This window comes from Bacillus sp. BML-BC051, assembly GCF_019656175.1.
GTDB lineage: Bacteria > Bacillota > Bacilli > Bacillales > Bacillaceae_G > Bacillus_A > Bacillus_A mobilis.
Window position 1 is genome coordinate 136,130 of the sequence record NZ_BPLI01000017.1, and the last position, 15,145, is coordinate 151,274.

Consider the following 15,145-nt stretch of genomic DNA (forward strand, 5'->3'; position numbering starts at 1 on the left):
TTATACTTTTAAGAAGCGACGAATTGACATTACACTTCCCCACATACCGATTAAAGCCCCGATTAACACTAGTAAACCTGCTAATTGGAACACGAAAGGACTGTATGGTAGAAGTTCGAAAATTGTTCCGCCAAGTTTCTCGTTAAACACACTCTGTAGTGAATTATACGTAACTAGAATTAGACCAATTGGAATAATTGATCCTAATACTCCTAAGAATAATCCCTCTAATAAGAACGGCCAACGAATAAACCAGTTTGTTGCACCTACCAGTTTCATAATTTCGATTTCTGTACTACGAGCATAAATTGTAATTTTAATTGTATTAGAGATTAAGAACATCGCTGTGAATAAAAGACCTGCAATTAACGCAATACCGATATTACGTCCTGTTTTTACAGTATCAAATAATTTTTCAACTTGCCCTTTACCGTATTGAACATTACTTACAAACTGCATTTTCTCAATCTTTTTCGCGATTGTCGCTGTATCTGTTGGTTCTTTTGCTTTTACAATGAATACGTTTTTAAGTGGGTTATCTTGTTCAAATAACTCAAACGTTTTTCCACTATCACCTAAGCTTTTAATTAAGCGTTTTAGCTCTTCTTCTTTAGAAGAATATTTAATAGATTCTACTTTCGCAATCTTACTCATATCTTCTTCTAATTTCTTTTGATCAGCTTCTTTTGCTGCTGGATCAATGTGTACACGAATTTCTACATCTTGCTCTACTTTCGTCGCAAAATGGTTCATATTCATTATCGCTGTTAAAAAGACACCTACAAGTAATAATGTAACTGTTACTGCACTAACAGAAGCAAATGTCATCCATCCGTTACGTGATAGATTCTTTACACCTTCTCGCAAATGTCGACTAAGGGTCTTAGCCTTCATATCCGTATCCTCCCTCAATCTCATCTCGAACAATTTTTCCGCCTTCAATCGCGATTACACGATGACGAATTGTATTTACGATATCTGAGTTATGTGTCGCCATAACAATCGTTGTACCACGCTCGTTAATACGCGTAAAAATCTTCATAATATCAAGAGCTGTTTCAATATCTAAGTTACCTGTTGGCTCATCGGCAATTACAACCTTTGGTCTATTAACAATTGCTCTCGCAATCGCAACACGTTGCTGCTCTCCGCCCGAAAGTTCACTTGGTAGTGCGTCTGCACGATCCTCAAGACCTACAAGACCTAAAACTTCTGTTACACGCTCACGAATGGCTTCTTTTTCTTCTTCAATTACTTCTAAGGCAAACGCAACATTCTCATATACCGTTAACTTAGGTAGTAATTTAAAATCTTGGAAAATTACGCCTAATTGACGACGGAAATATGGAACATCTCTTTCTGCTAATGTTTCAATAACAAGTCCATTTACATTAATCGATCCTGTAGATGGCTTCTCTTCACGATACATCATTTTAATAAATGTAGATTTCCCGGCTCCACTCGGTCCAACTACGTATACAAACTCACCTTGTTTAATGTTAACTGTGAGACCAGCAATGGCTTTCATACCATTCGGGTACTCCTTATAAACATTCGTCATTTTTATCATTATTTATCACCCAATACTTAATGATTTTTTTCGAAATACTTTTCTGTACATCTGAAAATAAAAACTTTATTCTCACTTAACCACTCTTGTTGAAGGTAGCTTCCATTCATGCTTTTTATTAGCAGCGCTACTCTATGTAATATATTTCAGCAAAATTCTACAAACCCCATTGTAACATCAAACGGTTTCCAGTTCGGATACATTTTTGTTACAGTTATGTTACACTCAACAAAAAGGAAACGAGCTGTCATAGTTCTCACCCAAAATCATTTTGGGATAAGATTATATAACCAACTCGTCCACTTTACCTTTTTTATTTATGTTCAGCTAACCACTCAGCTACTTTTTTCGCATCCTCACCTTGAATGATTCCTGGTGACATGGAACCGCGACCTTTTTCAATAATCTTTTCAATCTCTGCTGCATCATATTTCTGTCCCACTTTTCGTAAATCCGGTCCAGTTGCTCCCGATAAATCTTTCGCGTGACAGCCTATACAACTTTTTTGGTAAATTTGCTCTGCGCTATCTGTGCTTGCAGATTGTTTCGAAGGTTTACTCTCTTCTTTATTTCCACATGCTCCTAAAGCAAAAACGACTGATGTTCCTAACGCAATAGCCAACAATTTCTTTTTCACTTCTATCGCTCCCCATTGTTGATATTCTTTTCATTCCTAACACACTCATTTTCATTATAAGCATTATCTTTATATAGAAAAACTAAGGTATATTTCATATTTTTCAAAAATACAGTAAGAACCCTGATAATATAAAGCTTTCATAAGTTGTTTCAATTCTGTGAACAACTTAAAAACTGCTATAAAGAATTCTTGTTGAACAGAAAATCAGAAAAGTTCTGTTCAAGTCTTACTCTATTGCTACTCTGTTTTACTATTCTCTACTTTTTACAATACAATATACAACATTATATGCTACATATAATCCCATCAAAAAGAGAAGTTGTCGTTTCCAACTTCTCTTCCTCTTTACTTCAACTATAGAAATAAAATCAAATTCTTTATCTCCTCGACTATCCTCAGCATACGCCGACAACTTTGTTGGCTTTTTTTCGCTTATCCCGCATTAACGGGCAATAAGATCCCCAACTCAAAATTCAGCGAAAGCAAAGAAGTTAGGTGTGGAATCAACTGCCCGTAAAAGCCCGGTTGGTTCAACTTTATTAGATGCGAGAACGTAAGTAAGCATCAATAAATGGATCAATTTCTCCATCCATAACTGCTTGCACGTTACCAATCTCTGTATTTGTACGGTGGTCTTTCACAAGAGAATACGGGTGGAATACGTAAGAACGAATTTGGCTACCCCATCCGATTTCTTTTTGTTCACCGCGAATTTCATCTAACTCCGCTTGTTGCTCTTCTAATTTCTTTTGGTATAATTTCGCTTTTAACATTTTCATCGCGTGCTCACGGTTTTTAATTTGTGAACGCTCTGACTGACACGTTACAACTGTGTTTGTAGGTGTATGTGTAATACGAACTGCTGAGTCTGTCGTATTAATATGCTGTCCACCTGCACCACTTGCACGGTACGTATCAATTTTTAAGTCCTCTGAACGTATTTCGATTTCAACTTCATCATTGAACTCAGGTACAACTTCACAAGATACGAACGATGTATGACGACGGCCTGAAGAATCGAATGGTGAAATACGCACAAGACGATGTACACCTTTCTCTGCTTTCAAGTAACCGTAAGCGTTATGACCTTTAATTAATAAAGTAACACTCTTAATACCAGCTTCATCACCTGGTAAGTAGTCAACCGTTTCTACTTTAAATCCACGTTTTTCAGCCCAACGTGTGTACATACGTAGTAGCATAGAACCCCAGTCTTGTGACTCTGTTCCACCAGCACCTGGGTGTAATTCTAAAATAGCGTTATTTTTATCATAAGGATCGCTTAGTAGTAACTGAAGCTCATACTCATTCATTTCTTGAATTAAGCCTTTCACTTCTGATTCAAGCTCCTCATGTAAATCTTCATCATACTCTTCTTTTAAAAGCTCATGCGTGATTTCTAAATTTTCGAATGTCTCATCTAACTGACGGAACTTTCCAACCATCTCTTTCAGTGCATTAGCTTCGTTAATTACAGCTTGTGCGCCTTGTTGGTCATCCCAAAATCCTGCACCCATCATTGTCTCTTCTAATTCTGCAATTTGTTTTTCCTTAGTAGGAAGGTCAAAGAGACCCCCTAAAAGCCGCTAATCTCTTAGCCATTTTCTCTAATTCTTGTCTAATTTCTACTAATTCCATTTCCTTCACCTCTATGTAATTGCTGTTACTTCTTATGAAAACAAGGGAAACTCTCTCCACTTATGACGGAGAGAGTTTAATCTTTCTTAATTATACATTTTTGATGTAAAATTTTGCAAAGCAATCTGGGCTACCGCCCTGTATTACTTCCCGATACCACAGCAGTTTTTATATTTTTTACCGCTACCACATTTACATAAATCGTTGCGGCCTACTTGGTCACCTTTTACAACTGGTTTTTTCTTCGCCTCTTCGCCATCACTAGATGGATGAACAGCTTCACCTTGAACAACTTCTTGACGCTCTAAGTTTTGTTCAATTTCAGCTTTCATAATGTAACGAGAGATTTCCTCTTCAATAGAAGCAATCATTGACTCGAACATTGCGAATCCTTCCATTTGATACTCACGAAGTGGATCAATTTGACCGTAAGCACGTAAATGAATACCTTCACGAAGGTGATCCATCGCATCAATATGCTCTGTCCATTTCGTATCTACTACACGGAATACAACAACTTTTTCAAACTCACGCATTTGCTCTTCTGGCAGAAGCTTTTCTTTGTCGTTGTAACGCTCTATTAATTTCGCGATAATTGGCTCGCTCATTTCCTCTGGGGCAAGACGACGTAACTCTTCCTCTTTTATATCGCCTTCTTGCAGAAGGTTTGTATTTAAGTAGTCAACAAGACCTTTAATGTTCCAATCTTCTTCAATTTCCTCTTGTGTATGAAGCGCAACAGCACGTTCTACTGTAGATTTCATCATACCTTCAATAATACTGCGTAAGTTCTCAGAATCCATTACTTCTTGACGCTGTTTGTAAATAACTTCACGTTGCTGACGAAGTACATCATCGTACTGCAGTAACTGCTTACGTGCATCATAGTTATTTCCTTCTACACGTTTTTGTGCAGATTCTACCGCACGAGAAACCATTTTACTTTCAATCGGCTGTGAATCATCCATACCAAGACGATCCATCATCGCTTTCATATTGTCAGAACCGAAGCGGCGCATTAGTTCATCTTCCATAGACAAGTAGAACTGCGTTACACCAGGGTCCCCTTGACGACCAGCACGACCACGTAACTGATTATCAATACGACGGCTTTCGTGACGCTCTGTACCGATAACTGCTAGACCAACGTTTTTAATATCGTCTCCAAGCTTAATATCCGTACCACGACCAGCCATATTCGTCGCAATCGTTACAGCGCCTTTCATACCAGCTTCTGCAATGATATCTGCTTCTCGCGCATGGTTTTTCGCGTTTAAAATGTTATGGCGTACACCTTTACGTGTTAACATTTTTGAAATAAGCTCTGACGTTTCAATTGCAACTGTACCAACAAGAATAGGTTGCCCTTGTTTATGACGATTTACAATATCCTCAACAACTGCATTGAATTTGCCTTCCATTGATTTGAAAATTAAATCCGCACGATCATCACGAATAATATCTTTGTTCGTTGGAATTACGATAACATTCATATTGTAAATACTACGGAATTCTTCTTCTTCCGTTTTTGCTGTACCAGTCATACCAGATAACTTTTCATACATACGGAAATAGTTCTGGAACGTAATTGTTGCGAGTGTCATACTTTCATTTTGAATTTCTACGCCTTCTTTTGCTTCAATAGCTTGGTGCAAACCTTCGCTATAACGACGACCTTTCATAAGACGACCAGTGAATTGGTCTACAATTACGATTTCGCCCTCTTGTACAACATAATCAGTATCAAGGTGCATGACAACGTGTGCACGAAGCGCCTGATTAATATGGTGAAGAAGTGCGACATGTTTTAAATCGAATAAGTTTTCAATATGGAAAGCTTTCTCTGCTTTCGTAATACCATCTTCAGTCAACATTACATTTTTCGTTTTCACATCAAATGAATACTCTTTTTCATTTTCTAATGTACGAACGAATGCATTTGCGAACATGTATAGCTCTGTTGATTTTTGAGCTTGTCCCGAAATAATAAGCGGCGTACGTGCTTCATCGACTAAAATAGAATCGACTTCATCGATAATAGCAAAATGAAGTGGACGCTGAACGCACTGTTCTCTATATAAAACCATGTTGTCACGTAAGTAATCGAATCCAAGCTCATTATTTGTGCTATACGTAATATCAGCAGCATAAGCCTCTTGTTTCTCTTCGCGTGACATACTGTTTAAGTTAATTCCTACTGTTAAGCCAAGGAACTCATGAAGTTGTCCCATTTCGCTCGCATCACGTTGTGCTAAGTATTCATTGACTGTAACAACGTGAACACCTTTTCCTGTTAAAGCATTTAAATATACAGGTAATGTAGATGTTAACGTTTTACCTTCACCCGTTTTCATCTCAGAGATATTCCCTTCATGTAAGGCAATACCACCCATTAACTGCACGCCATACGGACGCATTCCAAGAACACGAGTCGCAGCTTCGCGAACAACCGCAAAAGCTTCTGGAAGTAGATCATCTACTGTCTCACCTTTTGTTAGACGTTCTTTGAATTCAAGCGTCTTTCCTTTTAATTGTTCATCTGTTAGTGGCTTAATAGATGATTCTAATGCATCAATTTGCTCAACTGTCTTCTGCATACGTTTAATTTGGCGTTGATTTACATCAAATACCTTTTTTAAAATACCGATCATAGGAAATACGCTCCTCTTTTTTATTAAAATAAAACTTCCGATTGTTTTTTCTTTTTCTATTACAATCAGTCGTTATAAAAATCAAATGTATGTTATGCCAATTTTTCTCCTAATTAAAAAAACTAAAATGTATATACCTAATGATAATTGTAACACTTGTCTTATAACTATGACAACAATCGGCCGAATGTCTCGTTCTAAATTAAGAAAACTTTTAAAAAAAATCTATTTTCAGCAAAAAAAGCGCAGCCATTTCGGCTGCGCTTTTGAATTATTATTTAGTTTCGATTAAACCGTATTTCCCATCTTTACGGCCATATACAACGTTAGTTTCATTTGTATCAGCATTTGTGAAGACGAAGAAATTATGTCCTAGCATATCCATTTGTAGGATCGCTTCTTCAACGTCCATCGGTTTTAAATCAAATCGTTTTGTACGTACAAGTTCTAGTTCATCCTCTTCTACCGCATCCAGAACAGCTACTGCTTCTGGAAGGATAAAGTTCGTTTTCACAGAACCTTTCTCACGTAACTTACGATTTACCTTTGTTTTATGTTTACGAATTTGTCGCTCAAGTTTATCAACTACTAAATCAATAGCAGCGTACATATCGCTATTAGTTTCTTCTGCACGAAGTAATAAATCAGTAAATGGAATTGTTACCTCGACACGTTGCTTGTCAGAGTATACTTTTAAATTAACTTTAATCTCTGGGAATGTATCAAAATAACGTTCTAACTTACTTAGTTTTTTCTCTACATATTCCTTTAATGCTGGAGTTACTTCAATATTTTCACCACGAATGTTGAATTTCATAGATGAATTCCTCCTTTCAAGCCTATGTACTATAATTTCGACATTGGCTTAAAAATTCCTTCTAACTTTTTTAAAAAAATTAGTGGAATTGCGATTTTTTTATCGTTTTTTGTTGAAATGAAAAGATGCATCATTTCTACCTTTATTTTATCCTATTAACATCGTGAATAGCGAATATAACTGTGGACAATTCGTTACAGAAAAGAAACAACTTTTTGACAACTTGATTCATAACAAAAACCCCTTGTAAAAAACAAGAGGTTCTACCATATATATAACGTTGCCACAAACGCAGCTTTCTCTTCCCAAAAACAATATTCCTACAGTTTTACAACATTAGCTGCTTGTGGTCCACGTGCTCCATCTACAATGTCAAACTCAACTTGTTGCCCTTCTTCTAATGACTTATATCCATCTTGTTGAATAGCAGAAAAATGAACAAACACATCATCACCATCTTCACGCTCAATAAACCCAAATCCCTTTTCTGCATTGAACCATTTCACTCTTCCTTGCATGTTCATTCCATTCCCTTCACTCTAAAAATCAGGGCATTCGCCCCATACTTTGACTATAACGAATGACAACTTACGAAGTCAAAGGAGACTTATCGTCTTTTTATTATCCCTTTCGACAGTTATAGATCAACTTCTACAAAGCGTCAAACTAGAAACTTCCCTTGCTCCTCTATCGTATAAAAGACTTCCAATTTGTCTAACTGTAATTCCTGTCGTATATACATCATCAACGAGTAAGATATGTTGATCATGAAACATATCTTCTCCCTGAAAATAAAAAGGATTACTTCCCGAAAGCCTTTCTTTACGTTTCTTCTTACTTTGCTTTTCTGTTTCTCTTCTTCTTAATGATGGATAAGAAATTTTGACAGGTAAACAAGCTGCTAATAAGTCTGCCTGATTAAAACCACGTTCATATTCCCGTTCCCTACTAAGCGGAACAGCAATAACACTTGAAACGCTCGTAAAATGCTTTTGACATAGCTCTCGAAAGGATCGACGAAAAATATGAACTAACTCCGCATCTCCCCGAAACTTAAACTGTGCTAATATTTCTTTCATCTCATCATCGTACACGTGCAAAGAACGATTTTTAAAAGGACGATACTTCTCCTCTTTTATCCACCTTATGCAATCCACACAAATATCATTTTCTTTATATTCGGAAGTCAAGTCCTCTAAAGGTCGCCCACACTCCATGCAAATCTCTCCTATAATATAGGAAAGTTTCCGCTCACACCTATCACATATATATTTTTTGTGAGACTTTACAAAGAAGGTGTACCAACTAACTGTTTCCAACATATACTCATCGCAAAGTAGACAATGCATTAATCGATTAATCCTTGTTCTTTCGCCTTTTTGTTCATACTTTGAATATGCCTTTTCGCGCGTACCATCGCCTCTGTCTTACCGCAATGAAAATAAACAACCTCGCCATAAGGTTCTTCAAAACTACGACCTGCTCGGCCTGCAATTTGTACGAGTGCACTTTCCGAAAAGATTTCTTCTTCTGCCCCTAACACCGCAACTTGTAAATTCTTCACAGTTACTCCTCTCTCTAAAATTGTCGTCGTAACTAATAACGGAATTTCTCCCTTCCTGAAAGCTGCTACTTTTTCTTTTCTCATCGGATCTTCTGCATGTACACCTTCCACTCTATTATCCAACGATTTCAATAACAGGCTCATTTCTTCTATATATCGCACATGAGGAACAAATAAAAAAATAGGATGTTTTTTGTTTACGTACATTTCTAACCATTGTAGTAAAACTCGAGGGATTTTTTTATGATGGAGGCTTTTCTTCCAATTTCCGCACCAGCAAAATAGAGGAACTGGCAACGGATAACGATGATATCGCCCAGAGATAATGACACCTTTTTGTTTACCCCTTCTGAAATTACGCTTCCACTTTTCATCTGGAGTTGCAGTTAAATAAATACGCGCTGCTTTCTCTTTCATCGCTTGTTGTACTGCATACTGTAACATTTGATCCGCATGATACGGAAAAGCATCTATCTCATCTACAATCATGACATGAAATGCTCTATAGTAACGTAACAATTGATGCGTCGTTGCAACGACTAACGCTGCATCTTTTTCCCGGTCTACACTCCCTCCGTATAAAGCAGCTACATTTATATGCGGAAACACTTCTTGTAATCTCGGTGCTAATTCCAGTACAACATCTGTTCTTGGCGTTGCGATACAAACTCTTTCTCCTTTTTGAATTGCCTTTGCAATACCGTAAAACAACATTTCTGTTTTTCCAGCCCCGCACACAGCCCAAATAAAAAAAGATTCTTTCTGCTTAATAGCTTCTATAACACCTTGCGCAGCCAACTCCTGACCAGTAGACAAAGTCCCATTCCACTGTAACGAATTTAAACTTTTTTCACCTGTTCTTTCAGCAATCCCACGAACGAGTACAGCACATTCACTAACTCTCCCCATCGTTATACACTTCCGACAATACGTGCACACTTTACTGCACCTTTTACATAAAAATGATGCAAATAGCCGTTGCTCTATATTTCCGCAGCGCTGACATATATATTTAGAAGCCTTTTTTGTTATACCTTGTACACATACGACCTCTCCCTTCCTTTTCAAATCACTTAATTCTCTCCGTAAATCTGAAGAAAGTTCTTCTAATAGCAACTGTTTTCCAGCAAGCATCAGCAACCACCTCCAGCATTACTATAAACCTTTCTCATGATCTCGTAAAAACTCAAAAAAGCCGATAACCTACTTATAAAATAGTAAGCTATCGACTTTATACACATGTTTTATTCGTTTATAAATCCTAGAATCGACCGTATCCTAAGAAATGTTTTTGGTTATAACTACTACTTAAGCTAGAGTATGCAATCCCTTTATCACCAGCATGAATCATTTGGCCATTACCAACGTAAATACCGATGTGAGATGGACCTGGTTTATAAGTACCTTGGAAGAATACTAAATCTCCAGGTTGTGGGCTACTTACTTTAGAAACTGAGTTCCAGTAACCTGCAACATCTTGACGACCTACGCCGAAGATGTAAGAAATGAATCCACTACAGTCAAAACCACCGTTTGATGGAGATGCACTTCCCCAAACATATGGTAAACCTAAGTAGCTTTGCGCTTTACCAATTACGCCAGGAGCCGGCGGAGTTGGTGCTGGGTTTTGCTCTGGTGTTTTCTTTTCTGTTTTAGGTGCTTCTTTTTTAGGCTCTTCTTTTTTAGGTTCCTCTTTTTGAGCTTGTCCACCATTATTTGCTGGTGCAGTTTGTGCTGCAGGTGCTTGTGCTGTAGGCGCTTGCGCATCTTTAGCAGCTTGTTCTGCTTGTTTTTGAGCAGCAGCTTCTTGTGCAGCTTTTTCTTGTGCTTCTTGTTCAGCAATACGTTGTAATTGCAGTGCTTGTTTTTCCAGATCTTTCAATTGACTCTCCGTACTTGTCATTGAAGTTACAACTGTATCCATTTTACCGCTTAAATCATTTACTGCTGTTGATTTTTTCGCCTTTTCAGCGTCAAGTTCTTTCTTAGCAGTTTCAATTTGAGCTTGTGCTTCTTTTAATTCTTTTTGCTTTGTTTTTACCGTTTCAACATCTTTTTTCACGTTCGCTTGATCTTCTTGTTGTGTTTTCATGATATCTTCGTCAGACTCAAGAATTTTAGAAACAGAAGTTAAACGATCAACTAAATCTGCAACATTTTTAGAGTTTACAAGAACTTCTGTTACAACATTTGTGTTTGGTTGTTCTTGAAGTGCAACTAAACGTTTTCTTAATAACTCTTCACGTTTTGCAATTTTCGTTTGTAATTCTGCAATATCTTTATTTTTATTTTCGATTAATCGCTCAGTATCCGCAACTTTTTTCGTTGTTTCATCAAGCTTTGAAGCATTCTCTTGAACAGATTTATCCAAACTTTGAATTGTATTGTTTAAGTCATTCATTTGCTTTTGTAATACATCACGTTCTTGTTGTTGTTTATGTAAAGTGTCATTTTGTGTATTAATTTGTGATTTCACGTCAGAAATTTTATCTTCTGCAAATACATTTGGTGTTAGTCCTGAAAACATTAACCCTGCAACTAATGCGCAAGATGCCATTTTTAGCTTTTTCATTTTATTTTTTACACCGCTTTCTTTTGTCTTTTTCCGTATATAACCTATAAAATTTATACCATAATTCGGGATTTTTTTTGCTAATGTTACGCTATTGTAAAACAAATGTAATATTATATGTAACTCTATCGCAAAATATGCATATTTTTGTATATACGTGTAGAATTTTAAAAGCTTTTTATAGGCAAAGAAAAAACGCAAGGTTTCCCTTACGTTTTGTTACAATACACTAATATGAATGAAATCAAAACGTTATTTCATCCATTTCTCAGCCCAATTTTGGACTTCATCCATAACACTTTCTAATGCTTTCCCTTTTTCAGTTAAGCCGTACTCGATTCGAACTGGTACTTCTGGATAAACATTACGAACTACAATGCCTTCGCTTTCCAATTCCTTTAAACGCTCTGATAACATACGATCGCTCATATTCGGTATAATATCTGCAATTTCTCTAAAACGTTTTGACTCTTCAAGCAAAGATTTAATAATTAAGCCAGTCCATTTTTTACTAAGCAAAGTAAAAGCTGACTCAAACTTTGGACATAAACAAGAATTATGCTCCATATGTTTCACCTCTCTTCTATTATAATATAGTTTCTTGTAAAAAGTAAGTTATAAAACTTTCCTCATTATTTTATTTTACGTACATTTTAACATTTCCAAATATTAACTTGTCAACTACACGTAAAATATCCGTAAAAAAACCCTCTTAAAAAGAGAGCTTTTTATATCTTATTACTTCGTATACCACCCAAGACCTAGTGCACCTTCACCTAAATGCGTACCAATTACAGCACCGAAATAACCTGTGCGGATTGTGACATGAGGATATTTTGCTTCTAATTCTGCCTTCCATTCATTCGCTTCCTCTTCACGTTGTGCATGAATGATAACTGCTTCCATAGGTACACCTTGACTTGCTTGCTCATCAAAAATTTCAACAATTCGTTTTAACGCTTTTTTACGTGTACGAATCTTTTCAAATGGAATAATGATTTTATCTCTAAAATATAAAACGGGTTTCACTTGTAACAAACTACCAATGAAGGCTTGCGCACTATTTAATCGTCCTCCACGTTGTAAATGATGTAAATCATCTACTACAAAATAAGCGTCCATCGTTTTCTTCATTTCATCAAAACGGGCAACGATCTCTTTCGGATCCTTTCCTTCGCTTGCTAATTTTGCACCTTCACGCACATAGAATCCTTGTACTTCACAACTAATTTCAGAATCGTACGTATATACATCAATACCCTCTACCATTTGCCCGGCTGTCGTTGCCGTTTGATATGTACCACTAATCCCACTTGAAAGATGAATGCTAATAACCGCATCATAATCCTTAGATAGCTCTTCAAATAACTCAACAAACTTTCCGATTGCTGGCTGAGAAGTTTTCGGAAGTTCTTCTTGCTCACGTACTTTTACATAGAAATCATCTACTGAAATTTCAGCTTCTTCTTGATAAGATTCCGTTCCAAACACAACGTTTAATGGAATCATATATATATTGAGTTCATCACGAATATGCTTCGGTATATATGCTGTACTATCAGTAACAATAGCTGTTTTCATTTGCGTACCTGCCTTATAAAAAAGTTTTTATTCCCTAAGTTTACACGAAAACTAAAAATGGTGCATCCATACATGAAAATGCCGATTTGAAATTATACTCACCATCTCGACAAATTACAACAAAAAGGTAAAATACTCACCAAAAATTTCAGCTTATTTATAAAAAATGTTTGAATATAAAAACGCTCGCTTTTAAAATGTAAAGTACTAGTCATTTTCGTAGATAGGGGCGTATACGAGTGTTATTACAATATTTAACAATCAAAGACTACGGTGAGCACGAAATTGTCATTCAAAAATCAAGATTTATTTGTTATGTTAGCAGAGCTACAACCGAAGAAGAGGCTCAAGAATTTATACACAAAATAAAAAAACAAAATTGGAATGCCACACATAATTGTTCTGCGTATTTGATTGGCGAACAAGATCAAATCCAAAAAGCAAATGATGATGGAGAACCTAGCGGTACAGCTGGCGTACCTATGTTAGAGGTACTAAAAAAACGCGGTTTAAAAGATACCGTCGTTGTCGTTACTCGCTATTTTGGCGGCATCAAACTGGGCGCAGGTGGATTAATTCGCGCATATGGAAAATGTACAAGTGAGGGTATTAATCATGTTGGTGTCGTTCAGCGAAAACTAATGCGTGTTATGCAGACCGAAATTGATTACACATTACTTGGCAAAATTGAAAATGAATTACGTAATTCGAAATATGCCATTAAAGATATACATTATCTCGAAAATGTCACATTTGATACGTATGTAGAAGAAGACGGAAAACAAGCATTCACAGATTGGATGATTGAATTAACAAATGGGAAATGTACAATTACAGAAGGAGATATGTTGTACTTAGAACAAAATATTATCTAAGAATAACTATACTATCACCTCTAAAGATTAATGTAGTGAATTACTTCCCTACAAATGAACTAAGGAGATTATATATGGAAGAACGTTATTATCATCTCCAAAATAGCAGAATAAAAAAGAAACGAAGAAGAAAGTTTTTCTACTTCCTTATTTTCGTATTTTTATTTGGTGGTGTAGGACTTTATATATTAAATTCCTACACTTCTCTCATGGGGATGTATAGTGGTTTTACTCGTCAAAAATCGGACTTGAGAACCGAAGATGTAGAAATTACAAAGGAGCCTTTCACACTCCTCATTATGGGTATAGAAGATTATGCAACGGACGGTCAAAACGGTCGTACAGATTCATTAATGTTTGCGACAGTCAATCCTAAAACTAAAAAGATTTCGCTTATGAGTATCCCTCGCGATAGTCGCGTTCCAATTGTTGGCAAGAACAAAGAGGACAAAATTAACGCTGCGCATGCTTACGGTGGAGAAGAAATGGCAATCAAAACTGTCGAAGGTTTTCTAAAAGTTCCTGTAGACCATTATATTAAAATTGATTTCCAAGGCTTTAAAGGTATTGTTGATGCTGTTGGCGGTGTTACCGTTGATGTCCCATTCGATTTTTGGGAGCGTTCGGACGTGGATTATTACAAAAAAATCGAATTTAAACAAGGACAACAAGACTTAAATGGAGAAGAAGCACTTGCATACGTACGTATGCGAAAGCAGGATCCAAACGGCGATTACGGTCGGGCCGCTAGACAAAGACAATTACTAGCAGCAGTTGCTCAAAAACTAAATTCAGCCTCTACCGTATTTAAAATTAAAGATTTAACGGCAGTCGTTGGAAAATATATAAAAACTGACATTCCTATTTCTGACGGACTTGCCCTTTACAATAAAATATCTGGGTTTGATCCTTCTACAATACAAACGTTCAAACTTGAAGGAGAAGACAAAAAAATAGGTGGTATTTATTACTTCCTTCCAGATCCAATCGGTGTAGAGACAGTACGTAACGAAATTAAAAAAGAATTAGGCGAAACAGCACACACTCAAGAAAATCCAACTACAAAAACCGAATCAACTCCTTCTTCAAATTCTAACCCTGACGAAAAAGCAAAGAAAGAAACGAATCAGAACAAAACACCAACTGAGCCACCTCCTTCTACGAATGCTCATGCAGAGTGGATTATGAGAAATCAGCAATAACAAAAAGAGCCAAATCGCATATGATTTGGCTCTTT

Annotated in this window: 14 protein-coding genes; 2 read left to right on the forward strand and 12 right to left on the reverse strand. The window is 36.5% G+C overall.

Annotated elements, in window-relative coordinates:
• The 12 genes from ftsX to K5S59_RS08770 form a co-directional block, all read right to left on the reverse strand.
• Window positions 1-894 carry a permease-like cell division protein FtsX gene (gene ftsX / locus K5S59_RS08715; RefSeq protein ID WP_000645029.1) on the reverse strand — a complete coding sequence of 298 codons (894 nt, stop codon included), beginning with the start codon at window positions 892-894 and terminating at the stop codon, window positions 1-3.
• Complete coding sequence (gene ftsE, locus K5S59_RS08720) at window positions 884-1,570, reverse strand: cell division ATP-binding protein FtsE (protein ID WP_000594325.1); 687 nt, start codon at window positions 1,568-1,570, stop codon at window positions 884-886. Before ftsE ends, ftsX begins: the two co-directional genes overlap by 11 nt.
• A gap of 313 nt (window positions 1,571-1,883) precedes the next feature.
• The gene (gene cccB, locus K5S59_RS08725; RefSeq protein WP_000727965.1) at window positions 1,884-2,207 is read right to left on the reverse strand and encodes a cytochrome c551; all 324 of its coding nucleotides are present in this window, start codon (window positions 2,205-2,207) and stop codon (window positions 1,884-1,886) included.
• A 542-nt stretch (window positions 2,208-2,749) separates the two neighbouring features.
• A protein-coding gene (gene prfB, locus K5S59_RS08730) for a peptide chain release factor 2 (RefSeq protein WP_097844753.1) occupies window positions 2,750-3,848 on the reverse strand; the annotation gives its coding sequence in 2 pieces (ribosomal slippage) (window positions 2,750-3,775 and window positions 3,777-3,848; 1,098 coding nt in all).
• A 143-nt stretch (window positions 3,849-3,991) separates the two neighbouring features.
• Entirely contained in the window at window positions 3,992-6,499 is a 2,508-nt protein-coding gene (secA, locus tag K5S59_RS08735; protein WP_000579393.1) for a preprotein translocase subunit SecA, read from the reverse strand.
• A gap of 274 nt (window positions 6,500-6,773) precedes the next feature.
• The gene (hpf, locus tag K5S59_RS08740; RefSeq protein WP_000671193.1) at window positions 6,774-7,316 is read right to left on the reverse strand and encodes a ribosome hibernation-promoting factor, HPF/YfiA family; all 543 of its coding nucleotides are present in this window, start codon (window positions 7,314-7,316) and stop codon (window positions 6,774-6,776) included.
• Window positions 7,317-7,636: 320 nt separating this feature from the next.
• Window positions 7,637-7,834: a cold shock protein CspC gene (gene cspC / locus K5S59_RS08745; protein ID WP_001990088.1), complete on the reverse strand. Its 198-nt coding sequence runs from the start codon at window positions 7,832-7,834 to the stop codon at window positions 7,637-7,639.
• Window positions 7,835-7,960: 126 nt separating this feature from the next.
• Window positions 7,961-8,665 carry a ComFC family protein gene (locus tag K5S59_RS08750; RefSeq protein ID WP_120450990.1) on the reverse strand — a complete coding sequence of 235 codons (705 nt, stop codon included), beginning with the start codon at window positions 8,663-8,665 and terminating at the stop codon, window positions 7,961-7,963.
• Window positions 8,665-10,014: an ATP-dependent helicase ComFA gene (gene comFA, locus K5S59_RS08755; protein ID WP_000879442.1), complete on the reverse strand. Its 1,350-nt coding sequence runs from the start codon at window positions 10,012-10,014 to the stop codon at window positions 8,665-8,667. The genes K5S59_RS08750 and comFA overlap by 1 nt, the downstream gene beginning before the upstream one ends.
• A gap of 127 nt (window positions 10,015-10,141) precedes the next feature.
• Complete coding sequence (locus tag K5S59_RS08760; protein WP_120451115.1) at window positions 10,142-11,557, reverse strand: C40 family peptidase; 1,416 nt, start codon at window positions 11,555-11,557, stop codon at window positions 10,142-10,144.
• A gap of 147 nt (window positions 11,558-11,704) precedes the next feature.
• A complete protein-coding gene (locus K5S59_RS08765) occupies window positions 11,705-12,019 on the reverse strand; it encodes a winged helix-turn-helix transcriptional regulator (RefSeq protein WP_000400858.1) in 315 nt (104 codons plus the stop codon).
• 171 nt (window positions 12,020-12,190) lie between these two features.
• Complete coding sequence (locus K5S59_RS08770; protein ID WP_000844775.1) at window positions 12,191-13,033, reverse strand: DegV family protein; 843 nt, start codon at window positions 13,031-13,033, stop codon at window positions 12,191-12,193.
• Window positions 13,034-13,272: 239 nt separating this feature from the next.
• Here K5S59_RS08770 and K5S59_RS08775 point away from each other — a divergent pair, with 239 nt between their 5' ends.
• On the forward strand, window positions 13,273-13,908 hold the full coding sequence (locus tag K5S59_RS08775) for a YigZ family protein (RefSeq protein ID WP_000926679.1): 636 nt from the start codon (window positions 13,273-13,275) through the stop codon (window positions 13,906-13,908).
• Between the two features lie 74 nt (window positions 13,909-13,982).
• A complete protein-coding gene (locus K5S59_RS08780; RefSeq protein ID WP_098258001.1) occupies window positions 13,983-15,110 on the forward strand; it encodes an LCP family protein in 1,128 nt (375 codons plus the stop codon).
• Window positions 15,111-15,145 lie beyond the last annotated feature (35 nt).

Coding starts and splice junctions, on each gene's coding strand:
- ftsX (WP_000645029.1), bottom strand. CDS start 894: ATGAAGGCTAAGACCCTTAGTCGACATTTGCGAGAAGGTGTAAAGAAT.
- ftsE (WP_000594325.1), bottom strand. CDS start 1,570: ATGATAAAAATGACGAATGTTTATAAGGAGTACCCGAATGGTATGAAA.
- secA (WP_000579393.1), bottom strand. CDS start 6,499: ATGATCGGTATTTTAAAAAAGGTATTTGATGTAAATCAACGCCAAATT.
- hpf (WP_000671193.1), bottom strand. CDS start 7,316: ATGAAATTCAACATTCGTGGTGAAAATATTGAAGTAACTCCAGCATTA.
- cspC (WP_001990088.1), bottom strand. CDS start 7,834: ATGCAAGGAAGAGTGAAATGGTTCAATGCAGAAAAGGGATTTGGGTTT.
- K5S59_RS08750 (WP_120450990.1), bottom strand. CDS start 8,665: ATGCATTGTCTACTTTGCGATGAGTATATGTTGGAAACAGTTAGTTGG.
- comFA (WP_000879442.1), bottom strand. CDS start 10,014: ATGCTTGCTGGAAAACAGTTGCTATTAGAAGAACTTTCTTCAGATTTA.
- K5S59_RS08765 (WP_000400858.1), bottom strand. CDS start 12,019: ATGGAGCATAATTCTTGTTTATGTCCAAAGTTTGAGTCAGCTTTTACT.
- K5S59_RS08770 (WP_000844775.1), bottom strand. CDS start 13,033: ATGAAAACAGCTATTGTTACTGATAGTACAGCATATATACCGAAGCAT.
- K5S59_RS08780 (WP_098258001.1), top strand. CDS start 13,983: ATGGAAGAACGTTATTATCATCTCCAAAATAGCAGAATAAAAAAGAAA.